This is a genomic window from Candidatus Firestonebacteria bacterium RIFOXYD2_FULL_39_29 (genome assembly GCA_001778375.1).
In the GTDB taxonomy this organism is placed as follows: Bacteria; Oederibacteriota; D2-FULL-39-29; order D2-FULL-39-29; family D2-FULL-39-29; genus D2-FULL-39-29.
The window spans coordinates 1-25044 of record MFGV01000012.1 but is presented as its reverse complement, the minus strand read 5'-3'; the positions used below and the strand labels follow the sequence as shown (position 1 = coordinate 25044).

General features: G+C 40.4%; 14 protein-coding genes and 2 tRNA genes. 13 read left to right on the top strand and 3 right to left on the bottom strand.

Translation table 11 applies throughout. The features are described 5' to 3' along the window. Nucleotides 1-73 precede the first annotated feature (73 nt). The 6 genes from A2536_00080 (at nt 74) to A2536_00055 (ending at nt 10744) form a co-directional block, all read left to right on the top strand. Entirely contained in the window at nt 74-3607 is a 3534-nt protein-coding gene (locus A2536_00080; protein ID OGF47922.1) for a hypothetical protein, read from the top strand. A 65-nt stretch (nt 3608-3672) separates the two neighbouring features. Further along, nucleotides 3673-6057: a hypothetical protein gene (locus A2536_00075; GenBank protein OGF47921.1), complete on the top strand. Its 2385-nt coding sequence runs from the start codon at nt 3673-3675 to the stop codon at nt 6055-6057. Between the two features lie 192 nt (nt 6058-6249). Beyond that, nucleotides 6250-6326 (top strand) — tRNA-His (locus A2536_00070). 113 nt (nt 6327-6439) lie between these two features. Next, on the top strand, nt 6440-8203 hold the full coding sequence (locus A2536_00065; protein ID OGF47920.1) for a hypothetical protein: 1764 nt from the start codon (nt 6440-6442) through the stop codon (nt 8201-8203). A gap of 5 nt (nt 8204-8208) precedes the next feature. Further along, nucleotides 8209-8292 (top strand) — tRNA-Leu (locus A2536_00060). 349 nt (nt 8293-8641) lie between these two features. Further along, nucleotides 8642-10744, top strand: coding sequence for a ribonuclease R (locus A2536_00055; GenBank protein ID OGF47919.1), 2103 nt, complete (start codon nt 8642-8644; stop codon nt 10742-10744). Between the two features lie 38 nt (nt 10745-10782). On the opposite strand, the gene A2536_00050 is transcribed toward A2536_00055, so the two are convergent. Next, complete coding sequence (locus A2536_00050; GenBank protein ID OGF47918.1) at nt 10783-11538, bottom strand: hypothetical protein; 756 nt, start codon at nt 11536-11538, stop codon at nt 10783-10785. 92 nt (nt 11539-11630) lie between these two features. Between A2536_00050 and A2536_00045 the strand changes: the two genes are divergently transcribed. The 3 genes from A2536_00045 to A2536_00035 all read left to right on the top strand — a co-directional run bounded on the left by A2536_00045 (nt 11631) and on the right by A2536_00035 (nt 16750). Beyond that, on the top strand, nt 11631-13577 hold the full coding sequence (locus A2536_00045) for a hypothetical protein (protein ID OGF47917.1): 1947 nt from the start codon (nt 11631-11633) through the stop codon (nt 13575-13577). A 238-nt stretch (nt 13578-13815) separates the two neighbouring features. Continuing rightward, on the top strand, nt 13816-14670 hold the full coding sequence (locus A2536_00040) for a glycine--tRNA ligase subunit alpha (protein OGF47916.1): 855 nt from the start codon (nt 13816-13818) through the stop codon (nt 14668-14670). Next, entirely contained in the window at nt 14663-16750 is a 2088-nt protein-coding gene (locus A2536_00035; protein ID OGF47915.1) for a glycine--tRNA ligase subunit beta, read from the top strand. Before A2536_00040 ends, A2536_00035 begins: the two co-directional genes overlap by 8 nt. A gap of 198 nt (nt 16751-16948) precedes the next feature. Here the strand turns inward: A2536_00035 and A2536_00030 are convergent, their stop codons facing one another. Beyond that, nucleotides 16949-18184, bottom strand: a complete 1236-nt coding sequence (locus A2536_00030) for a hypothetical protein (GenBank protein ID OGF47914.1) — start codon at nt 18182-18184, stop codon at nt 16949-16951. A gap of 124 nt (nt 18185-18308) precedes the next feature. Beyond that, nucleotides 18309-19526, bottom strand: coding sequence for a hypothetical protein (locus A2536_00025; protein ID OGF47913.1), 1218 nt, complete (start codon nt 19524-19526; stop codon nt 18309-18311). A gap of 187 nt (nt 19527-19713) precedes the next feature. On the opposite strand from A2536_00025, the gene A2536_00020 reads away from it, so the two are divergent. The 4 genes from A2536_00020 (at nt 19714) to A2536_00005 (ending at nt 24818) form a co-directional block, all read left to right on the top strand. After that, the gene (locus tag A2536_00020; GenBank protein ID OGF47912.1) at nt 19714-20403 is read left to right on the top strand and encodes a hypothetical protein; all 690 of its coding nucleotides are present in this window, start codon (nt 19714-19716) and stop codon (nt 20401-20403) included. Continuing rightward, the gene (locus tag A2536_00015) at nt 20400-23480 is read left to right on the top strand and encodes a hypothetical protein (protein OGF47911.1); all 3081 of its coding nucleotides are present in this window, start codon (nt 20400-20402) and stop codon (nt 23478-23480) included. Before A2536_00020 ends, A2536_00015 begins: the two co-directional genes overlap by 4 nt. Nucleotides 23481-23629: 149 nt before the next feature. Further along, nucleotides 23630-24352 (top strand): hypothetical protein, encoded by a 723-nt coding sequence (locus tag A2536_00010; protein ID OGF47910.1) that lies wholly within the window; start codon nt 23630-23632, stop codon nt 24350-24352. Next, nucleotides 24345-24818 carry a hypothetical protein gene (locus tag A2536_00005; GenBank protein OGF47909.1) on the top strand — a complete coding sequence of 158 codons (474 nt, stop codon included), beginning with the start codon at nt 24345-24347 and terminating at the stop codon, nt 24816-24818. The genes A2536_00010 and A2536_00005 overlap by 8 nt, the downstream gene beginning before the upstream one ends. Nucleotides 24819-25044: the final 226 nt, after the last annotated feature.

Below are 25044 nucleotides of genomic sequence, written 5' to 3'. Positions count from 1 at the left end.
ACGTCAGAATGGCATCGAATATTCAATGTTCTGAGCTAGGAATTAAGAGTCCTAAAGAAAAAGGAGTAAATAGATGACTAAAAATACGCATTTAATGCAGGCAGGGTATCCTGATAGAAGCGTTTCTATGGATGTATTGCCGGGGTTTATTGATCCTCCAAAAGGTTATGGTGAAGTTCCTTTTTACTGGTGGCAGGGGGATAGGCTTACCCGAAAGCGCCTGCTTTGGCAGTTGGATCAACTAAAGAATAAAGGCATATCCAGCCTGCAGATCAATTACAGCCATCTTGATGAAGGCGGTTTTTTCTTTGGCCTTTCCAATCCCAGCAAACCTGCGCTTTTTACAGTGGAATGGTGGAAACTTTTTAAATGGTTTGCTTTTGAAGCTAAAAAGCGTGATATGACAGTGAGCCTTAGTGATTATACGCTCGGGATAGGGCAGGGTTTTTCAATGGATGAAGCAATAGAAAAAAATCCGGAGTTAAACGGTTCCATGCTGAAAAATATTACGAATATTCTCGCCGGGGCAGGCACTCTTAAGATGCCGGAAAATCTTCTTAATCTGACCGTGTATAAAATGAAAGAAGACGGTTCTTTGAACATTAATACCAGAAAAAATATTATGTCTAAGGTTAAAGCCGGCAGTTTGAGTTATGATTTTGGCCGGGAAAAATGGAAAGTAATAGCCGTATATGCAGAGCGGTTAATTCCCTCCTACGACCCTATGCATCCGCAAAGCGGTAAGGCCTATATTAAATATTTTTTCGAGAAATTTGAAAAAGCGTTGCCGGGAAAAAGTTCAAAATATCTTAATTTTTTCTTTTCTGATGAATTAAATTTCAGGGTAATCGGTAATCTTTGGAATAAACGTTTTGCAAAAGAATTTAAAAAACGAAAATCCTATGACCTGATCCCGTATCTGGATGCTTTATATACCGACATCGGGTCTGTCACCCCGAAAATACGGCTCGATTATAATGATGTTATCGTGAAACTTTCTGAAGAAAACTTTTTTAAGCCTGTATATCAGTGGCATCAGGACAGAGGTCTTATTTATGGCTGTGATCACGGCGGACGGGGAAAAGATCCTGAAGAATTCGGTGATTATTTCCGTACGCAGCGCTGGAATCAGGGTCCGGGTTCGGATCAGCCTAATCTGTCAAAAGATATTATCAAAGCAAAAGTTGCATCATCAATTGCCCATTTGTACAACCGGCCGCGTGTGTGGCTTGAAGGCTTTTATGGCAGCGGTTGGGGTACAACTTCTGCCGCCGTTACGGATGCTATTTTTGCCAATTTTGTGGCAGGATATAATCTACTGTCATTTGCCGCTCTTAAATATTCAACACAAGGCGGTTGGTGGGAATGGGCGCCACCCTGCAATCATTTCCGTATGCCTTATTGGGCCCAAATTAGTCCTTTGATGGATTGTATACAGCGTCTGTCGTACTTGCTGTCACAGGGTTATCACAATTGTGACGTTGCAATTATTTATCCCACCGAACCGGTGATTGCCGGACTGGACGGGAAAAAATCCGTGAACGCTGCTTTTGAAGCAGGGGAAAGGTTATACGACAAAGGCATCGACTTCGACTTTATTGATTTTGAATCTCTGGCGTGCGCCGGGGTTAAAGACAAAGAATTGCAGGTTGCAGGCGAAAAATATAAGGTGCTGGTTATTCCTTCGATGAAGGTAATGCGTTATTCTTCGCTTAGAAAAATAGAAGAGTTCAAAAATGCCGGCGGTTTGATAGTAAATATCGGTGATATCCCCGAAGCAACGGAAAAATGCGGCTCGAATGATGCGAAAACATCAGAACTTATTGCCGGTATATTTGCAAAAAGACGGAACATTTTACGTTGCCAGGATGCAAAAATAGTGCCTTCTATTATATCGGGAAAATATCAGGCTAACTTCAAAATACTTTCAGCATTGAAGGAAAGACCTTATGTTGTGCACCGGATAATAGGAAAACGTGATGTGTATGCTCTGTACAATTTCCCTGCAGGAAGCAGATGTTTTTTTAAAGCGAAAGGAGCGGTTACGCTCTGGGATCCATGGAAAGGGGGAATTGCTTCGCTCTCTGATTTTGCCGTGCAGACGAATGAAGGCACGGAATTAACTTTACCGTTATCAAAAAAAGAAATCCAGATCATTGTTTTTGACCCGGAAAACACCGGATGTAAAAATATTATCAGAAAGAAAAAAGTTTTAAAGGAAATTACTCTCGACAATACCTGGGAGTTTGAAATAAAGCCTTCGCTTGATAATCAATGGGGGGACTTTAAGCTTCCTGCCGGGAAAGAATTATTAGGCGCGGAAGTGCGGCAATTGTACTCTTGTGAAGACAAAGAGTATGCTGGTGAGAAAATTGTTTTTGATAAAAACTGGAAAAACGTGACCTGTGCTTACGGACCTCAATTTCAAAAGCTTGGCGCTTTGCCTGTTTTACCTTTTGAAGAAGAGTTGATAAAGATGAAGCCTCAAAACGCGGGAACCGGAGTAAAGATCAACGGTAAGAAATACCTCTGGGAAGAGTATGCTTTTTCCTGGCAGCATGGCGTAGAAGACGATCCCGGTCATCAGGGCTGGCACGGCTTGAAAGGACAAATGTATGATGATTTTATCCGTTTGGGCGCTTTAGGAGAACTGAAACATTCAAAAAAAAGATTTCCGGAACCTTCGGGAAATTACTACATCCTATATACATCGATCATTGCTCCTTTTGCAGGAGTTTTCGATCTCTTGACGGGCAATGAAAAACCAATAGCATTATTTGTAAATAATTCAAAAACAGATGTAAACAGCAGAACAATTATTTTGAGAAAAGGTGCCAATCCGGTATTACTTGTGTATAACAAAGCATGTGAGACCTACTTCCTGGCACGTAAACCGAAGGCGCCGTATCCTAAAAAGCAACCGGTTTCAATGCGTTGGTATAAGGATTATGGCGTGCTGCCTTTTGATTGTTCAATTAAAAAAGATCCGCAAGGGTTATTTGCTTTTGAATCAACCCCGGGACTGCGTTCATTTACTTTCTCGGCTTACGGAAAAGTGACAATCTGGATTGATGGCGTTCAAATACGACCGATAGCCGGACAAAAACAACTTGATGGATTAACGGGGTATATTGTAAATCTTAAAGATTCAAAATTAACGAGTTCGCTAGTTGTATTAAAAATAAAATACCAGCCGGGTTACCGTGGTGCAGGCGCTATTCCTGCGTATTTCAGGCAGCAATGCGGCAAAGGTTCCATAAATTTGGGAGACTGGTCAAAAATTGACGGTTTAAAATCATATTCCGGCGGAGCCTGGTATAGAAAAACCGTTGATATCCTGGCCGCGGATTTAAAAAACAAATTGGAAATTGACCTTGGAGAGTTGGTATCTTCAGTTGAATTGTATGTGAACGGGAAGAGCGTCGGTATTAAGCTTTCACCACCCTGGACATTCGATATTACTCAATTTGCAAAGGAAAGTGAAAATCAAATAGGACTGCTAATTTATAATACTCTGTCCAATAATTATATTGCAATCCCGACCAGATACAGGGGTGAGTTAAAATCAGGATTGATCGGTCCGGTGATAATAAAAATATGCAGGTAATAAAGCGCATTTTAAAGATGTATTTATCTTGCGGAATATTTGAGCAGATAATGATATAATTAAACATGTCCAAATTAAAATTAGGATATAAATATGAAGCTTTGGATAACTGGAAAGCGAAGTGGGTTACGCTTGGCAACGGTTTTTATTTCATAAATCTTTATTACAGGTTTAGAAAGAGCTTCAACCTGCCTGGAAATAATATTAACTCTGCAACAATCAGGATATCTGCGGATACGAGATATAAATTATGGGTTAACGGGGTATATGTTTGCCGCGGTCCTGCCAAGGGTTATCCCTGGGTTCAGCCGTATGATGTTGTAGATATAAAAAAATATCTGAAGCCCGGAAAAAACGTCCTGGCAGTTCTTCATTATTCCTGCGGAGTTTCCACTTCTTCTAACGTTTGGAGAAACAGAGCCGGAATTATTCTTGACGGGGAAGTGACCTTGGAAAACGCCGCACCGGTCAGATTGGATACCAACAGTACCTGGAAAGCAATTTCTGATTCCTCCAGGGTTCCTGAAACCAGCCGGTATGGAATGGCTTTGTTCTTTCAGGAGGTTTTTGATGCAAAAAAAGATGAGAAAGGATGGACAGAAATAGATTTTGACGACAGTAAATGGTTTTGTGCGGTGGAGATGGTTAAACCGGGAGGCTCTCCCTGGTACAATATGGAAGAAAGAGGAACTCCTTTATTAAGTGAAGAAAAAAATAAATTTATTGACGCAGTAAGGTTTTATTCAGGTAAAAATCATGCTGACTGGAAAAATAACAGCCGGCTTAGAGAAATACTATATGAAGAAAAAAGAAATCATATTCCGGCTTCTTCCCCTAATAACCCGATAAAAGTAACGAAAACCATTGACGGTGTTGAATCATTCACAGTAAAACCCTCAGGCAAAGATAAATTCCTGGCGGTATTGCTGGATACAGGCAGAACTTCTGTCGGGTGTCCGAACATCGCTATAGAATCTTTGGCGGGTGGAGAGGTTGTCGATCTTTTTTATACTATGAGGTCTCCTGACGATATAAATTTTATGTTTAAACCGAAAGATTACTGTGAGATTGCGCTTATAGACAGGTATGTTTGCAGGAAAGGGGAGCAGGAGTTTGAACCGTTCCATTTTAAGGGATACCGCTATCTGCTTTTAGTTTTCAGAAATGTGGTCAAGCCTCTTATTATAAAAAAGATCTATCATAACTTTGTGGCTTATCCTGTTGATTTTAAAGGGAAATTTGAGTGCTCGGATAAAGAATTAAATAAAATATGGGATGTCGGAAGATGGACCATGCGCTGCTGTATGCTTGATTCTTACGTGGATTGTCCTGACCGGGAACAGGGGCAATGGATGGGAGATGCTTTAGTCGAAGAAGATGTTAATTTTCATGCATTTGGCGATAAATTCCTTGCTAAAAGGTTAATAAGGCAGGGTGCTCAAAGTCAACTGCCGAATAAGCTCTTATTCGGAGTTTTTCCGACTGAGGCGCATTCCTGTATATTACCCGATTATAATTTTACATGGCTTCTTGCAGCTGAAAGATACTATTTTTATACGGGAGATATTTCCATACTTGAGGAGATTTTTCCGGCCGCAAAATCAAATCTAACCTGGTTTGAAAAATTCGCAGGCGAAAAAAATTTGCTTGGAAATCCCGAAGGGTTATGGCTGTTTTTGGACTGGTCAACAATTGATAAAACAGGGATTACCGCAAGTTTTAATTTATGGTATCTTTTGGGTTTGCAGTGCATGCAGAGAATATGCAAATTACTGAAACAAAACGGAAGTCATTACAGAAAACTCGAGATAAAACTTAAAAAAGCACTGTTAAAAACATTCTACGACAGGAAATCAGGCTGCTGGTACGAATCCTATGATCCTAAAACCGGCAAATTAAGCCAGTTGAGCCAGCATGCAAATGCTTTAGTGGTTTTGGCGGATTTACCTGTGGGTAGCGGCGGTAAAAAGATATTAAAAGATTCTTTTTATAAGGAATCTACCTATAAGAATCCCAGAGCAAGCAGTTATTTTGCCTACTATGTTCTTGAAGCTTTGTTTAAGCTCGGTGAAAGGGAACTGGCTTTAAAAAGAATTAAGGAAGGTTGGGGCAAAATGATAAAAAAAGAAGCTACAACTTTCTGGGAAACATGGGGAGCTTTAGACGGTGCCTGGTCGGTCTGCCATGCGTGGAGCGCTCACCCGGTGGCGCTTCTTTCAAGGAATGTGCTTGGATTAAAGGCAACGGGCGCAAATTGGAAAACATTTGAATTCAAGCCCTGTGAAGATTTAAATATTAAATGGGCAAAAGGTGTTATTCCTACATCATTCGGTGACATAAAAGCGGAATGGAAAAGAGATAAACAGGGAAAACTTTCATACGATGTGGATTATCCGTGTGAATTAAAAGGATATTTTGTGGATTCAAAAGGCAGGCGTAAGAAAATATGAATTATACCGTGTTTTCGGATCCGGAATCTGTTTAATCATTCACTTTCTTTTTAATGAGAATTGTATTTACCTGCTGCTTTTTAGAAAATGAGCATAGATTTAAGCCTCTCTTGTCTGAAATTCCTCAGAATAAATGAAAATGATTGATTTTAAGGGCTTTTTATAATAAAATACTTGTCTGATATAAAGGCGGCGGGTGTAGCTCAGTTGGTTAGAGCGTCAGATTGTGGATCTGGATGCCGCGGGTTCAAATCCCGTCACTCGCCCCATATTATTTGCAAAGCAAATAATAGAGCAATTGAACAATAGATCAATAGAAAATAGACAATATTAACATGCCATTAAATCTTGTAAATTTAAGGAGATGCAGACCTTCAAAGTGATGAGAATATCGATAAAAGTAAAAATGGCTTTGATGGTGTTTTTGATTATATCCGCAGTACTTATTGCGGTAAGTTTTATAATCATAGACCAACTTAAAAAACCTCTTGAAAACGAAATTGAAAAGAAAGCGGCGGCTATTACAAGGAATCTGCTCCGCTCGGGTTCAGAAGCTATACTTACCGGGGATGAACTGCGTCTTTCCGAAGATGTTGAGAATGCGGGTAAAAGCGATCCCGGAGTTATCTATGCGATGGTTGTTGACAACGAAAATAAAATAATAGCGCATTCTAATGCGGAGATTATAAAAGGGACCCGCCTTAATGATACTGCCTCTCTTGGTGCAATGACAGCCGGTAACGAATTTTACAAGCAGGATACCATTGATGCCAAAACCGGTATTGGAGTCCTGGATATTTCCAGGGCGATAATTGTTTCCGGGAAAAAACTTGGTATTGTAAGGCTGGGGTATTCAAAAGACGAAGTGGAAAAAGCAGTCGGCAAAGTAAGCAGGATGATTCTTATAGTCGCAGCTTTTGCAATAGGGATTACGATTTTAGTTTCTTTCTTTGCAATAAGTATGATGGTAAGACCGATAGAACAACTGACCCGGGCTGTTAAATTGTTCGGACAGGGAGGTCCTGACCAGAAGATACTTGTTAAATCTAATGATGAAATACGGGAACTTGCTGACAGTTTTAATGAAACTGTTGAGATTCTTGATAAGACACAGAATAAACTTCGAAGGCGTGTCAGGGATATTTCCACCCTGCTAAACGCGTCAAAAGAGCTTAATTTCAGCCAGGACATGAAGAATATTGTAAGTGTTATTCTTTATACCTGTAAAGAACATATTAATGCCTCAAGCTCGGTTCTTTATCTTTTACTCAGTGAAGAAGAGGCAATACTCAGCTTTAACGTAGCGTCGGGGATAAATGATACCGGGAAGATTTCTTTTGACACCTCTGACCTGTTGTTCAAATATATTTCTGAACACAAAAAAATCCTGCTTATGCCGGAGCTGGAAAAAGCGCTGGGTGAAAGCGATAAGAAAAATCTTGATAATCTCAGAAAATTAAATTGTCAGATTCTTGCTCCGATAATTGCAAAAGAAAAAGTTAATGGTCTGATGATTATCGGGCCCTGCAAATATGAAAGAGAATATCAGGAAGAAGATTGGGAGTTTTTGTCGGCGCTTATAGGTATGGCAAACGTGGCAATTGAGAACTCTTATTTGCATACACTTTCTATTACTGACGGGCTTACAAAGTCTTATTTACGAAGATATTTCCTTTTCCGTCTGGAAGAAGAAGTTAAAAGGGTGCAGCGTTATGGCGGCGTAATATCTGTTCTAATGATAGATCTGGACTTTTTTAAGAAAGTCAATGATACCTATGGTCATCAGGCGGGAGATAAAGTACTTAAAGAATTTGTTCAGGTTGTTAAAGGAATAAGCCGTTCTACAGATCTTATTGCTAGGTATGGCGGCGAAGAATTTGCTATAATAGCTACTGAAACATCAAGAGAAGGCGCCAGAGTCTACGCTGAAAGAATAAGAGCCGCCGTTGAAAAGCGCGATTTTGATATCGGGGACAGTAAAATAAAGATTACTTCAAGTATAGGCGTTGCAAGCTACCCCGTGGATGCAAAAAAGCTGAATGAACTTATTGCGAAAGCGGACGAGATGCTTTACAAAGCAAAAGAAGGCGGCAGAAACAGAGTATGCCTGCCGGAATCGACAGAAACAGAAATAAAGAGTAGTTAACTGCTGCGGAAGTGGTGGAATTGGCAGACACGCTAGATTCAGGTTCTAGTTCCTTCACGGGATTGGGGGTTCAAGTCCCCCCTTCCGCATTAAATTTGCCAAAGCAAATTTAATATACCCACAGGGTATGACGCGATTGGGAATATTATATTCACTTCGTAAGCGCGTTATGAGCAATTGAGCAATTGAAAATAGACAATAGATAAAGATGCTCAATTGCGTTCTATTCTCGATTTTCTATTTTCGAAAAGTCTTTATGAGGTATATAACGGTTCTTCGTCAAAAAGCACGACGGAGTAAAAGTATACATTAAGTACTGACGGTATCGATTGCGGTCAAATCTCAAATTTCGATTTTCGAAAGATTTCCAAGAACACCTCCAAAGATCCTTTATACCTCTTGTATATCCTCCTTTAGTTCTATTATAATAGTCTTATGATGATAACAAAAGAAACATTCCTCAAATATCTTGCAAGCGGAAGAAAAGGTCCGGCGCCCTTCAGGGAGATAATGAAGCAATTTAATATTTCCAAAAAGGACAAAAAGCGTCTGGACAGGTTTCTTTCCGAACTAATAGCTGACGGTACGATTGTACGGGTGGCGCATGATAAATTTGGATTAGCGGAAGCCATGGACCTTAAAGTCGGAGTACTCTCCGGACACAGGAACGGTTTCGGGTTTGTTATTATTCCCGATGCTGAACAGGATATTTTTATACCTCCGCCTATGATGAACGGAGCAATGCATAATGATAAAGTGGTTGTTCGTGTCACGGGAAGTAAAGACGGGGGGAAAAAGAAAGAAGGGGAGATAATCAGGGTACTTGAGAGGGCAAACAATGAAATAGTCGGGGTTTATGAGGAGAGCAAGCACTTTGGTTTTGTTGTTCCTGATGATAAAAAGGTCTGGCATAATATCTATATTCACAAAAATGATTCAAAGGGAGCAAAGGGCGGGCAAAAGGTAGTTGTAAAGGTGACGGAATGGCCGGATAAAGGACAGAACCCGGAAGGGAGGATTACCGAGATCCTTGGATTCAAATTGGACCCTGAAGTTGATTTCAAAGCAATAATAAGGCAGTATAATATAAGAACTGAATTTACTCCTGAGGTAATAGCAGAAGCAAAGGCTTCTGCGCAGCCCATTCCGGAAGAAGAAATCTGGAAGAGGAAAGATTTTAGAGATGATATTGTTTTTACAATAGACGGTGAAGATGCAAAAGATTTCGATGATGCCGTTTCACTTACAGAAAAAAACGGAGAGTATCATCTGGGCGTGCATATTGCAGATGTCAGTTATTATGTTAAACCGGGTTCAGCGCTTGACAGCGAGGGGTATGAGAGGGGAAACAGTATTTATTTCCCGAATCATGTTATCCCTATGCTCCCTGAAGCCTTGTCCAATGAAATGTGTTCGCTTAAACCGGATGTAGACCGCCTTACTATGTCTGCTGTAATGAAACTGGATGCGAAGGGCGAGCTGAAAGGATACGAACTGGTAAAGAGTATCATCAGGTCGAAACGAAGGATGACTTATACGAAGGTTTCAAAAATAGTAGAGGATAAAGATAAAGAGCTGAGAGCGGAATATTCTGACATTGCTTCCACTCTTGACAACATGCTTAAGCTCGCAAAAATCCTGAACAAAAAAAGATTTAACGACGGTTCAATAGATTTTGACCTTCCTGAGACTAAAATTATTCTGGATAGCCATGACGCGCCGCTCCGGGTCGAAAAAATTATCCGTAACTGGGCTCACCGGCTTATTGAAGAGTTCATGCTGCTTACCAATGAAGTGGTTGCCACGCATATCTTCCGCCAGGGGCTTGCTTCAATATACAGGGTGCATGATATTCCTGACTATGATGATTTGATTGAATTTGAACGGTTTGTAAATTCCTTAAAGTATCCCTTAAAGTTGAAAGAAGATGTCGATCCAAAACTTATCCAGGCTCTCTTAAAGAGAGTAAAGGGTACACCGGAAGAAGAAGTTATAAATAATCTGGCGCTCCGGTCTATGAAACTTGCTGTTTATTCCACGGAAGCAAGAGGACATTTTGCTCTGGCAAAGAAGTATTACAGTCACTTTACCTCGCCGATAAGAAGATATCCTGACCTTGCGGTCCACCGCGTGCTTAAAGTACTTCTGGAAAAGGATAATAGAAACAAATATCCTCAAAGTGAACTCATAAAGACTGCGAAACATTGTTCGGATACGGAACGGGTTGCTGAGGAAGTTGAAGAAGAGATAGTAAAACTGAAAAAAATCCAGCTTATTAAAAACCATGTCGGTAGAGTGCTTGACGGGGTTGTTACCGGCGTACAAAGCTACGGTATCTTCGTGGAACTTTCAGTGCTTTATATTGAAGGACTGGTACATGTTTCCAGTATGGCCGATGATTATTATACTTTTGATGAAAAACAGTATGCAATGTTTGGCCGAAATAACAAAAAGAGATACCGGCTGGGAGATAAAGTAAAAGTCAAAGTTGAACGCGTTGATGTTGATAAACGGCAGGTAGATTTTGTGTTAGCGAAGTAAAACAAAGTTTTCTCCGGGTTTTTCTTTGAGAACTCCGTCTATTTGCCGGCTTCAAACCTGTCAGAATAGTCGGATAATGATAAGGCCAGTGTAACGCCGGATTGCTGTAATGAAACGATCCGCACTTTAACAGTTACAGTCCCGATCTGCTTTCTAAAATCAACATTTTTGCTTAGCGTTCCTTTGATTTCGTAAACTGTAATAGTGCACTCGTCCCTGGAATGATTTATAGTATTAAGTCCGATGTAGCCATAGGAAAGATTTCTGCATTTTATAGAAACCTGTTTTCCTGACTTTAAATTGATAATATATTCTTTCCCGTCTGCAGCTGTGCCCGTTGATTTTCCGGAGTTTGTTTCGGAAGGGTTTATTATAGTCAGTGCGTCATCCGGGTTGGTAATGGGAGCTATTGATAAAATAGCGCTTGAACCCTTAACGCTTATGAGCCTGACTTCAAGGGTCCATTTATTTTTTACTATTTTTCGGAGATCCATACCTTTAGATACCGTTCCCGGACTCTTATATATTGATACCATGCATGATTGGTTTGCTTCGTCAACTCCCAGCAGCCGGATTTCTCCGGCAGGTATAATTGCTGATTTTACGGTGACATATTTTCCGATCTCCAGGTTGAAAATCAGGTGATTCTTGGTCTCGCTTGTTTTAGTTGTTACGGTTTCTGTTGCTGTACCTTTTTTTTCGAAAGCTGTCAGAGGGTTTTGGTGTTTAACAAAGTATAGATAAGCTGAATATATCAGGGCCCCTAGAATGACTAGAAATATCAATTTTTTCATAAAAGCTCCTTTACTTTAAAAGAAGTATTTAGTACAATAACTGTAATTTGTTATATGTTATCATAAAAAAATAATTTTTAAAAGGTTAAAGGTTGAAAAATAATAGTTTTAACATAGCTGTTTTTTTTGCGGCAATCAAAGACTACATTTTGATAGCAGCGGTTGCTGCGGTGATTATTACAGGGTCATATTTCGTTATCTTCTCAAAATCCACTTCAGAAAAGGCTGAGTCAAGCGGGGAAAGTACTTCGGAGGACAGTTCCGGCTCCGCTTCTTTGGAAACCCCGGTTAGAAATACAAATGAGGATAGAAAGATATATTATCCTGAAAATAAAAATCAATTTGGCAGTAATAAATTTAATCCGGACAGCAAAGTTGAGAGAAAAGATATTAAAACCCAATCTGTTGAAAAAGGGACTTTTGAAAAAACTGAAGTTAAATCCGGCGTGCCTGAGGGCAGTGCTGCTGATATAACGGGTACTAAGGGTAGTTATTCTGTGTCCGAAACAGGAAGTATCTCCGGCCGGGCATTACTGGAAGAATCCTATTACCATGAGGGCTCAACGGTAATCATCCGGCAGGATAAAGTAGAAATAGCGGTTAAGACCAATGAAAAAGGTGAGTTTAGTTTTATGATGGTACCGGTAGGGAGTTACAAGCTGCTTGCTAAAGCAGAAGAGTATTATCCTGTGGCGAAAGAAGGGGTGAAAGTAGAAAAAAATAAAAATCAAAAGCTTGGCGATATTATACTTAAGCCTGACTTTGATACAGCTTATCCCAGAATTACAAGGAGTAAACCGGAAAGAGGAGCTCTTGATGTGCAGATCCCGAATACTTTCGGTATAAGCGAACTTGAGGCAGGTAATACAAATATGTTTATGGCTTTCGATTTCTCAAAACCTATGGATAAAGATAGTGTTGAAAAAGCTGTGATAATTACTCCGGTTGTCAGGTTCTCGGTTTCCTGGGTCGGCTCCCGGCGTCTTATTGTCAAATGCGATACCCTGGCAGAAGAAAATCCGATAAAACCGAATACGCAATATAAAGTGAGTTTTAAAGAAGGCGCCGTTGCTATAGACGGCAAAAAACTTGTAAAAGCGGAACCATTTACTTTTACTACCGGCGGAATGAAGTTTATTGGGTCGGTTCCGGCTGACTCAAAACTCCATTCGCCTTCAAATAGATCTCTGGAATTTTATTTTAATTTCCCTGTGGATAAAAATAGCGTTACTCCTTCAAATATCATAGTATATCCCGGTTTAAAGGGCCGGCTGCTGTTAAAGGATAATAAGGAGAATCAGATAAGCTTTACTGCAGAGAAATTCCTGCCCTCAGATACTGCTTTTACGGTTACTCTGAAAAAAGATCTAAAGGGAGGGACAGGCGGAACTCTTGGCGCGGATGTAATTGTAAATTTTACTACTGAACCGTTAAAAGTTATGACTACCTGGCCCAAGGATGAAGAGAAAAATATTTTAACCAGCGGATTTCCTTATGTTTTTTTTAACAGTAATGTGAAGAAAGAAACGGTGGAAAAAGCAATTTCATTGAAGCCTGATATTACGGCGGAGCTGGTATGGAAAATAGATGATACTAATATTGAATATTGCATAATGAAGCATAAACCGTATTTTAATGTAAGTACAGAATATACTATTAATATAGCCGACAGTGTTGTGGATTTGTACGATAAAAAACTAAAAGAGCCGTATAAATTCAAATTTAAGACCGAATCCTGCAGGGTTTCCTATATGCAGCCCGGGGAAGGCAGTATGAATGTAGATCCAAAGAGCGGAATTAAAATTATTTTTAATACGGTAATGAATCATGAGGAAACAGAAAAATTTGTCAGTATCGAACCAAAAACAGAAGTTGTTTTCCTTTGGAGTTCCCCCGACAATTATGATATATTAAACATAGAAGCAAAAAACGGTTGGGAACCCCATTCCAGTTATATTTTCAGAGTGGCAAAAGTAGCGCAGGGGAAAAACGGGGAAAGTTTGATAAAAGATTTTAAAGGCGTTATATATATTAAGTAAGTATGGAAGATAAGTACAAAGTGAAAAATTAGAAATACGAAATTCGAAACAAATTCGAAAAGGAAAAAGAAACAACAAAGAAGATGGTTTATTGTCGGTTTTGTTTCGAGTTTTCCGCCTTTGGCGAGATCTCGCTTTCAGCGGACGAGTTTAATGCTTCGAATTTAGCTTGTATCAGTAGAATCTTACTGTACGGATTAGCTGTCGGTTTAACAAAAAACGGTATTGGAGTAAAACCATGTATTTTCAAGAGATTATATTTAATTTGAATAAATTCTGGTCCGATTACGGCTGTGTTATAGTCCAGCCTTATGATATGGAAAAAGGGGCGGGAACCTCTAATCCGGCTACTTTTTTTAATGTACTCGGGGAAAAGCCCGTTAAGGTTTCTTATGTGGAGCCCTCAAGGCGTCCTACTGACGGAAGATACGGGGAAAATCCGAACCGCCTTCAATGTTTTCAGCAGTATCAGGTCATAATAAAACCCTCGCCCAAAGATATTCAGGATATCTATCTTGCCAGCTTGAAAGAACTTGGTATAAGTAAGGATGAACATGATATCCGTTTCCTTGAAGATGACTGGGAATCTCCGACTCTCGGCGCCTGGGGACTCGGGTGGGAAGTGCGTCTGGACGGTTTAGAAATAACCCAGTTTACTTATTTCCAGCAGATGGGAAGTATTGATCTAAAACCAATTTCTTCTGAGATCACCTACGGGTTGGAACGTATTGCTATGTTCATCCAGAAGAAAAAATCCATATTTGATATAGAGTGGAACAAAGGTGTGACGTACGGCGAAGTGGCTCACAGGTCGGAAGTAGAATTCTCTAATTATAATTTTAAGCTGGCTGATACCGGAATGCTGGCGCAGCTGTTTGATATGTACGAAAAAGAGGCAAAAGCGCTTCTAAAACTGGGTTACGCTTTACCCGCGTATGACTATGTATTAAAATGTTCTCATACTTTTAACTTGCTGGATGCCCGGGGCGCCATAAGCGTTACGGAAAGAGTGCATTATATTGGACGGGTAAGAAATATCGCAAGGAAATGCGCTTTAGGGTATCTGAAGAAAACCGGAGAAACTGATGAGTAAAGATCTATTACTGGAAATAGGCACGGAAGAGATACCTGCAAGCTATATTGCTTCCGCTATGCAGCAGCTCGGGCATAATATTGTCAAGCTTTTCTCGGAAAATAAGATAAAGATAGAGGGCGGTGTTACCGGCTATTCTACGCCGAGACGTTTTGCACTTCTGGTTACCGGTGTTTCTGAAATACAGGAGGATATCTCTCTTGAACTTATGGGACCGCCAAAAAAAGCGGCTTTTGATTCGGAGGGAAAACCTACGCAGGCGGGGTTAGGCTTTGCTAAAACAAATGGAATGGATGTAAAGGACCTTATAATAAAATCCACGCCAAAAGGCGAATATCTCTGCGCTCAAAAACTTATCAAAGGTAAGGAAGTTAAGTCCGTACTTTCCGAACTTATGAAGAAACTTGTTTTATCTCTTAATTGGCCTAAATCAATGCGCTGGCATGATGAAGTCCGCTTTCCTAGACCAATACGTTCAATGCTCTGTCTTTTCGGGAAAGATACGGTAGAATTTACCGTCTCAGATGTTACATCATCCAATAAAACTTACGGTCATAGAATATTGAGCCCGGAAAGCGCGGTAGTTATGGAACCTTCTAAATATCTGTCAGTACTGCGTGAAAAAGCGGTAATCGCGAATTTTGAAGAAAGAAAGAATGAGATTATAAAGCAGGTGGAAGCTCTTGCCGTAAAAGCGGGCGGAGTTGCCAATATTTCACCGGTAATACTGGAAGAAAATGTAAATACTGTTGAGTATCCGACTGCAATGCTCGGGAGATTTGATGAAAAGTACCTTGCCTTGCCGGAAGAACTATTGATCCAGGTTATCGAGCAAACACAAAAGTATTTTTCTGTCAGGGGCTCAAAGAAAGAAAAGATCCTCCCGTTCTTTATTGCCGTGAAAAACGGGAAAGATACCGCGGTTCCTGTTATTATTGACGGTAATGCAAGGGTTTTAAAGGCGAGATTTGAAGATGCAGAGTTTTTCTTCAACGAAGACAGAAAAACTACACTGGAAAGCAAGCTGCCTAAATTAAAAACAGTCTCTTTTCAGGATAAGCTGGGTACTATGTTTGACAAGACAGAAAGACTTGCCAAACTTGCCAATGAAGCAAAGCAGCTCCTTAAATTGTCCGAGTATGATGATATTAAAAAAGCTTGTGAACTTTCAAAAATAGATCTTAACACAGGTATGGTCAGAGAGTTTACAGAGCTTCAGGGTGTGATGGGCAGGGAGTACGCGCTTGCTGACGGGGTAAAAAAAGAAGTGGCCATGGCTATTTCAGAACACTACCTCCCTCGGTTTCTCGGAGATGGCCTTCCTAAGACCGAAACCGGTATGGCACTTGCCATTCTTGATAAAATAGACACTATCGTCGGGTGCTTTTCAATCGGCGTTATTCCCTCCGGCTCGCAGGATCCGTACGGACTTAGAAGAAATGCTCTTGGCGTTGTAAGTATTATATTGAATAAAAAGATAGAGGTGCACCTTGAAGAGTTGATCAACGCTTCCCTGGATACTTACGCGGACAAGATCAATGTACAGAAAGGAAAAGTTCTTAATGAAATAATGGAGTTTGTGAAAGGAAGAATGGAAAACCTCCTTCTTGATAAAGGAATCCGTTATGATGTGGTAAATGCCGTTCTGGCCTCTGATTTTGATAATGTAACTCTGACTTTTAAAAAAGCAGCCGAGCTGAACAATCTTTCGAAAGAGCCGGATTTTAATAAAGCAATAACGACCTTCTCCAGAGTAATAAATATTATTTCCAAGAAGGGGGGTGAGCACGGGACTTTGACGGATGCGCCTAACCCGCACCTTTTTAAAGAGCAAGAGGAAAAGGATCTTCATGGTAAAATAGAAAAAAGGAAACTTGATTTTATTAAAATGATAGAAAATAGCGATTATGTATCCGCGTTCAAGGTCTTAAAAGAACTCATGCCCTATATTGATGCCTTCTTTGAAAAAGTAATGGTAATGGATAAAGATAATGCCGTTAAAAATAACAGGATAACTCTGCTGACGCACCTCAATTTCATGTTCAAGAAGATGGGGGATTTTAGTAAGATAGTGCAGTAAAAATATAGTTCATAAAGTTTGTAATGTTTATAAGGTTCATAAGGTCTAAAATCTTGAGGGATGATTGATTAAGGTTGTTTGAATAATTTTACTCGCGTTCCACGTTACTCACATTATAATAATAAAAAAGGCGGGAGATTATCCCGCCTTTTACTTTTATAGACGTTACAGACATTTATAGACTTTTATGGACGTTTTTTATTTGTTCTTTACCTCATAAACAAAGAGATCGTTTTCGTGTCTCAGGTACAGCCTTCCTCCGGTGACTACGGGGTGGTTCCAGAAAGGGTCACTGCCTTCGCTTTCGAGTTTGAAGTTCCCTGTCTCTTTATAGCCTTTTGTGGAGGCTTCGATAAGAGCTACCTGGCCTTTTTCGCTGTAGCAGTAGAGCATACCGTCTGCGTAGGTTACAGAGCCTTTACCGACACCGTTTGCCTTCCATAACTCTTTGCCGGTTTTAATGTCTATACAATGCCAGCCCCGGTATTTATCCCCGGCGCCGTAAATATAACCGTCCAGCATCACAACACCGCCGTGATGGTTGTCTATGTTTTTTCCGGACCAGGCTTCCTCAACTGAATCTCCTGAATCGCTGATTTTTAGCGCTTTGTCCTCAGTGCCATAACCGCTTGTGATATAGACAAAACCGTCTTTGTAAACCGGAGTTGTTGCGTGCACATCATAGGGAGTGGAGTAAGGGAATTTCCAGATGAGTTTGCCGTTTTTAGGGTCTATTCCGACAGCGTATTTTGCGCTCATCGTCAAAAGTACGTTTTTACCTTTATGAGTTACTATTATTCCCGAACAATAAGAGGCATTATCTTTAATACTTTCGGTAGCCCAAACTTGTTTTCCTGTTTTTTTGTTAAGCGCGACACAAAGTACTTTAGAACCTCCCGGCATGCATATTAAGTTGTCGCCGTCTATTGTGACTGATTCGGCAAAACCCCAGTTACCTGAGGAACCTCCCACTTCTTCATCTTTAAAGTTAAAACTCCATTCTTCTTTTCCTGTCTTTGCATCAAAAGCCCCGAGCCGTCCGCCGCCGCTTATCTGATAAATCATTCCGTCACTGTAAACGGGAGTACTTCTTGTTCCGGGGTAAGCCCCTGTCCAGGCCTTTCCATTTTCGACCTGCCATAACATTTTGCCGTTCATCTCAAAAGCTGTAATAAAAGTCTTACTTTTTGAGTCACCTGCCGTATAAATTAGGTTATCTACAACCATAACGGTAGCATATCCCTTTCCGCACTTGTCAAATTTCCAGAGAAGTTTTGGGCCTTCCGGCGGCCAGATTTTTAGCAGACCTTTGTCAGCTGATATGTTATCGTGATTTGTGCCGTTGAACGCCGGCCAAAAAGCCGTTTCCGCCCCGCAAACCGAAAAGAGCAGTACAGTTGAAAATAGCGCTGTAGTCAAAATACTTTTTACCATTTAAAGCCTCCCTTTGAAACCCGAAAAAGCTGAAAGAATGAAACAGAAATATTTAATTTTTGCTTCTTTTTTTGTTCTTTTTCGAATTTGTTTCGAATTTCGAGTTTAGAGTTTTATGCTTTTCCTATTTCCCTTTTACATCATAAGTATAAAGCATATTCGCATGTCTGATATAAAGTTTTCCGTCACAGATAACAGGGTGCGCCCAAAAGGTGTCTTTACTTGCTTTCGGGAGTTCAAAAGAGCTGATCTCTTTGTATGCTTTGGGCGTTGCCTCGATAAGTACCAGTTTTCCGCTCTCATTAAGCAGGTAAAGCATTTTATCCGCGTAAAGAATTGAACCTTTGCCTTCTCTAACTTTCCAGGAGGTTTTCCCGTTTTCAAAATTTATACAGGACCATACGTTGGCTCCGGCCCCGTAAATATAACCGTCAATTAAGACCACTCCTCCGTGATGGTTTTCCATAGCATGAGTTGACCAGACTTCTTTTACGGAAGTACCGTCTTTAGAAAGCTTCAGGAGTTTGGAATCCTTGCCGTAATTGCTGGTAATGAAAATAGAACCGTTTTTATAAAGCGGAGTGGTAGCATGGACATCGCATCCGGTTTCGTAGAAAAATTTCCAGATTAGTTTTCCCGTATCAGCATTTATTCCGAGAGCGTATTTTGCGCTCATGGTGAGGAGCTGTCTTACTGCTCCTACTTTTACTATAGTCGGCGTACAGTAGGAAGGAGTGTCTTCCAGTCCGGTTGTGGCCCATTTCTTTTTTCCGGTTTTTTTGTCTAAAGCGAGGACAATAGCTTCCTTCCCGCCCGGCATGCAGAGAATATTATTTCCGTCTATAAGAAGGGATTCCGCAAGTCCCCAGCTGCCGATGGTGCCCCCGCACTCTTTAACAAGATCCAAAGACCATACAGGTTTTCCTGTTTTAGCATTTAGCGCCGCCAGCATTCCTGCTCCGCTAAGATGGTAAGTCATACCATCATCATAGGTAGGAGTCCCTCTTGTTCCGGGATAATCCGCTTTCCAGGCTTTACCTGTGGCTTGCTTCCAGAGAAGTTTTCCTTCCATATCAAGCGCCATTACCGTGTTTTCCCCTGAAATATCCCCCGCAGTAAATATCATCCCGTCGGAAATCGTAACGGAAGCATAACCTTTCCCGCAGTCCTCAAATTTCCAGAGCAGTTCCAATCCGCCATTTGGCCAGCTTTTAAGCAGTCCCGTTTCCGGGCAGATACTCTTTTGATTTACCCCCTGGAATGTCGGCCAGGACGGTGTTTCAGCATAAGAAAGGGCATTGAAAAACACTGATATTAGCAAAACCAAAGTGAATCTTATCATATGAAGCCTCCTATTTTAGTAGAGCAGGACAATAATACCACTATTTTGACTGTAATTTCAATAATACTCAAAAGTGTGACAGTCACGGTGTGACTGTCACACGGGGACAGACGAACTTCTGAAATGTACCAAAAGGGAAGGTATTATTGTATAATGATATACAATGGGTATTTGGAGGTAATAAATTATGTTGATAAAAAAGAGTGGCTTGCAGGTTAAAGGAATATGTAAAAATTACAAAAATGCGGCGGGGGAGTTGAAGGTACTTAAGAAAATTTCATTTGATGCTCTGCCGGAAGAGACTCTTGCAGTTACCGGACCTTCGGGGTCGGGGAAGAGCACGCTTTTAAGTATAATCGGACGAATCGAGGATCCTGATAGTGGTGAGATCATTCTTGACGGTGTAAATGTTTTGAATTTGAAAGGGGCCGAGTTATACGCTTATCGTAATAGATCTGTAGGTTTCATCTTTCAGGAGCATTTTCTTTTGCCGCAGTGCACCGCGCTTGAAAATGTTTTACTGCCGGCTATACCGGAGGGAAAGGGAAGGGAGCTTAAAGCACGAGGGGTTGAACTTCTTTCTAAGCTTGGTTTAAAAGATAAAGCGGGTTCATTTCCTTCCGGGCTTTCCGGAGGGGAAAAGCAAAGGGTGGCAATTGCCAGAGCTATGCTAAATTCTCCGAAACTTCTGCTCTGTGATGAGCCTACCGGTAATCTGGATGCGGCCAACGGAAAAAAAGTAGTTGATATATTTTTAAAATTGGCTAAGATGGAAAAGGTTATTGTGGTAATGGTGACCCATAATCAAGAACTTGCGGAAAAATTTGAAAGCATTTACCATCTGGATAACGGTTTGTTGAGAAAGGTTAAAAATTGAGTATTCTTAAAGTTGCATTTCAAAGCCTGAGATATTATTGGAAGACAGCCCTGGTAATTTCTCTCGGGACAGCTGTTGCTATTGCAGCGCTTACGGGTTCTCTTTTGGTTGGCAAGTCCGTTAAAAACAATTTAAGAGATATTGCTATAGGGCGTCTTGGTAATGTAGAAGCTGTTGTCCGATCAAACGGGTATTTTACAAAAGATCTGGCGTATTCGCTCAGAAAAGACCCAGGAAATGAAACTATTACCCAGCCTGCCTTAATACTTTCCGCTTCCGTAACTGAACCGGTAAACGGTGCGGTAATACCTGAAATTAACCTTATCGGCATTACGGGCAACGGGTTTAAATACGGAATAGGCTCGGAAGTTAATCCCCTATCAGGGAGGGAGGTTTATCTTAGTGAAGTATTGCAGAGGGAACTCAAGGTTAAATCAGGCGATTTCCTCGTCGTAAAGACAAGAAAAACCGGGCCGGCGCCTGTGGAGACTCTTTTCGGACAAAAGGAACTTTCCGATAATATCCAGTCTTTTTCTGTGAAAGTGCTTGGAACGGTACAGTATCCCAGGGCTGATATTTTTAATTTAAAAAATGAAACTATTAAACCCCGGAATATCTACATCTCTTTGGAGTTTCTTCAGAGAGAGCTGAAAAAAAATGATTTAATAAATACCGTATTGCTTCTCAAATCCGGTTATGCGTTATACTGGGAAGAACGGCTGAAAGAAGCTGTGACGTTCTCTGATCTGGGTATAAAACTAAGCATTACGGGGAAAAACATTCTTCTTGAAAGTGACAACCTTATACTAACCTCCGGAGCGCTTGAAGCGGTGCGTCAGACTGCATCTCAAGTAAAAGCAGATTTCTCTCCGGTCTCCTTCTATATACTAAATAATGTTAATGGAACCTCTCCTTATTCTGTGGTGGGAGGTTTAACAGGTATTGGTAATGATGAAATAGTTTTGAGTGACTGGATGGCTGAAGATACCGGCTCAAAGAAAGGTGATACTTTAAAGGCAGAGTATTTTGAGATCACCTCCGGCGGAGAGTATATTACAAAGTATAAAGTATCCACTGTTAAAGAGATCTTAAAAACGGAAGAAATGGCAAAACTTGTTAGGGCTCCTTTTTTAGAAGGAGTCAGCGACTCCCGGAATATCGCTGATTGGAAATCCCCGTTTCCTGTTGATATGAACAAGATCCGCAATAAAGATGAACTTTACTGGGATAAATATAAAACCGCTCCCAAGGCTCTGGTTTCACTCGAAATGGCACGATCCTTCTGGCCGCCGCAGTATTCCGGGGTGACTTCCAGTAAAGTAACTTTTACTAAAGAGAGGGATATTGAAGTTTTTAAAAGAAACTTCCTGAAGAATTATAATTATACGGATGCAGGTATCAGAGTTATATCCTTGAAAGAAGAGGCTTTGAAAGCCGCGGAAGGCTCTACCGATTACTCAATGCTTTTTGTCTCCCTAAGTTTTATAATTGTCCTTTCAGCCTTAGGTCTGACTGCATTCTTGTTCCGGCTCTTCCTGGAGAAAAGGGGCGCTGAAGCCGGAATCCTACTGGCTTCGGGATTTGCTCCAAAGACCCTTTTTGCTGTCTATATAATAGAAGGAATCCTTATTGTCCTGTTAGGATGCGCGTTTTCACTGCCCCTTAGTGTATATTATGCAGGTTTTGTATTGAGTTTTCTTAAGCCATTACTCGGAGAGAGTTATAGCTTTAAACTTTACCTTGAAAGAAGCGATATCATATCAGGAATAGTCTTGGGTTCTGCGTTATCCCTGTTTTCTATTCTGTGGGGAGTTGTATTGTTTAAAAAGGCAAATATCAAAGCATTGCTGGCAAAAAAAGTAATTAAGTCTAAAAGAATTGTCTCCGGGACGGAAGTAAATAGTTATATTACCCTTGCTTTAAGGTCGATACTGTATTCAGGAAAGAGAAGTTTCCTTACTGCCGGTCTTTTTGCCGCCGCCGCTTTTATTATAATTATCACGGCTGTTAACAGGCCTCAAACTTTTAATTTTAAAACACTGGATAAGAGTTCCGGAGCCGGCGGGTATAATTTACTTGCCAGATCTTCTGTATCAATGTTTGGAGATCTTAACACTCCGGAGGGAAGAAAAAAGAACGGCTTTTCCTCTTTTAACTCTCCAATTTGGAATGATGCAGCGTTTGTAGGCTGCCGTCAGAGCAGAGAAGGGGATGATATCAGCTGTCTGAATATAAATCAACCGGGGCAACCCGGAGTGCTGGGCCTTCCGGAAAAAATATTAAATGAACAAGGATTTATCTTTTCCTCTTATGGAAAGATAAAACCCGGAGAAACTCCCTGGGCAGGACTAAAGGGGCGGGATAATAATGGCGCCTTTCCTGTCTATGCCGATGCGAACAGTCTTGAATGGATATTGCATAAAAAAATAGGTGATGAACTTCTTGTTGATGGTGAAAATAAAGTAAAAGTGAACGGCGCATTGTCCGGAAGTATATTCGCCGGAGTTCTTTTGGTGTCGGAAGAGAATTTTATTAAAATGTACGGCAGTACCGGCGGGTGTAATTATTTTTTAATAAGGACAGGCGAAGGAAAGGAAGACGAGGTTCTTTCAGAGCTTCAGAAAGAGCTGGGCGGGGCCGGTTATACCGTCATGAAAACCTCCGAACTTCTGTCTGCCTTTGCGAATGTTCAAAATACATATCTTTTCACTTTTCAAATTCTGGGCGGTCTCGGATTTCTTCTCGGCACTTTCGGTATAATTGCGGTACTTCTTCAGAATGTATATGAAAGAAAGCAGGAATTTTCTTTGCAATTTGCCGTTGGTTTTAAAAAGAGCCGCCTTGTAAGGCAGGTTATATTTGAAAACGGCATATTACTGATAACCGGTCTCGGAGTAGGTTTTATTGCTTCTCTTGTGATATCTCTTCCATATATAATAAAGATGCATAATCGTTTAGATTTTACATTACCGGTTACAACTCTCCTCGGAATGCTTCTTTTAGGCCTGATTTCCTGTTCAATTGCAGCATATTTTTCAATCAGAGGCAGCTTGCTGGAAGCATTAAAAAGTGAGTGAGATAGATGCGCGGATGCTCGGGAAAAACCTCTAGTTCTAGAATCATTTCATATATCGCACATCTGTTTTCACTGTGCCTCCGCGCCTCCGAACATCTGAGCTTCCATTTTTAGGCTTGTATTTGGATGCCGATATAGCTAAAATATAGTATGAAATTTGAAAAAATAGTCAGTGTAATATTTATGTCTGCTGTTATCTGCATTTTTGCGGGATTTTTTGGGCTTATGTTTAATATCGTTAATCCAAACAGTCTCTCTCTTCTTCCAAAGAAAGAGCTGAAAAAAATTGAAACCGTAAAGCCCATACCACATGAAACAAAAAAGCAGGGACAGATTGCTTCTGAAAGAACTCTTCCAGCGAAAAAACCGGAAAACAAGAATACCGCTCCGGTGCAACAAGCCCAGCATCCTGTCGCCGAGGTGAAAGAAATAAAAAAATCTGCTACTCCTGAAGTTAAACCTCCTGCAGTTGAAGAGAAAAAGGTCGTAACGCAGGAAGCTGCTGTTGTTGATGATAAAAAAATTGATTTGGAAAAAGCCAAAAAATATTTTGATTCAGGTAAGGCAGTATTTGTAGATGCCCGGCCGGAATATGTATATATTGAGCGGCATATTAAAGGTGCCGTATCTCTCTCGGCCAGCAGGTTTAACGTTCAATATGACGTTATAAAGGATAAGCTAAATAAAGATGATTTTTATGTTATATATTGCAGCAGTCTTACCTGTCATCTAAGCGATATGGTGGCGGCTAATCTTAAAGAACGCGGATTTAATAATGTTAAAGTATTCGCTGCCGGTTGGGATGAATGGAATAATGCGGGTTATCCTATTGAAGGTATGAAAGTAAAAAAAGGCGAGGTTACCGGTGAGTAAAAACATTTTCTCAAATGAAAAATTATTACTGGCTCTAAGAATTATTATGGGCGGTATTTTTATATTGGCAAGTGTTGACAAGATCATGAATCCTTCGATGTTCTCAATGATACTGAGAGAATATAAATTAATACCCGGTATTTTTATACCGTTGGTTGCGGTAACTCTGCCGTGGGTGGAGTTCTTTACGGGAATATTCATGATAGCCAATATCTTTGCTCAGTCTTGTGCTTTAATCATGATAGGGTTGAATATCGGATATATAATAGGTATCGTACTTAATCTGATATGGGGACTGGTCCATGAATGCGGTTGTTTTACAATATTTGGGCTAAATGAGCCTATAGGCGGGTTTTCTATTGCACGTGATGCAGTTTTTATACTTCTTTGCCTGCCCCTGTTGATCTATGGAACAAATGAGATTAAACTGAAAAAACAAAAAGAACGGCAGATACTACCATCGTAAAAAAAATAACTAATTAAGTACTAAGCACTAAATTCGACAACAATTACTAAGATTAAATAACTAATAACTAAAAAAGAAGATTATTACTTAAATACAATGATTTTGTTTAAAGCTTAAGATTTGCGTATTGTTTAGTGCTTAGAATTTAGTAATTCAGACTGTGTCGCAATTATTTCTAGAAACACCGTTCTTTGACAACTGGAACCAAGAAGCGGTTTTTTAACCG